Source organism: Gluconobacter sp. P1D12_c (assembly GCF_018812105.1).
Taxonomy (GTDB): Bacteria; Pseudomonadota; Alphaproteobacteria; order Acetobacterales; family Acetobacteraceae; genus Gluconobacter; species Gluconobacter oxydans_A.
On sequence record NZ_JACSIQ010000814.1, the window covers coordinates 1 to 370 of the forward strand.

1 protein-coding gene is annotated in these 370 nt (G+C 58.1%); it reads right to left on the minus strand.

The features are described from left to right. Positions 1-190: 190 nt before the first annotated feature. The coding region (locus KP705_RS21895) for a plasmid recombination protein (protein ID WP_215765445.1) at positions 191-370 on the minus strand (180 nt) is incomplete at its 5' end.

The window sequence follows — 370 nt, forward strand, 5'->3', positions numbered from 1 at the left end:
ATCGCAACGCTCGGCATTTCCGATGACCTGGCGCGGCATATTGCACCCCTCGGCTGGGAGCATATCTCTCTGACAGGGGACTATCGCTGGAATGTCGATGAGCAGCCCGAAGCGGGCGCGTTACGTCCGCTTCGGGTGCCTGCATCCCTGCTTGTCGCTTGAACCCCAATGCTGGCGGTTCTGTAGGTGTTCACCCTAAGCGTACGTAAAATACACTTTCGTGTCGTGACCCCAAATACGCCTCCTGGTCAGCGTTCCGGTTCTCGAACGCGCCAGGTGAGGACGTGACCAGGTATTCGATGCACTGGACGGCGTTCTTGCGGATCTTCTCAGGTAGCGCCTTCTCGAACGCGATCATGCCCTGTTTGAC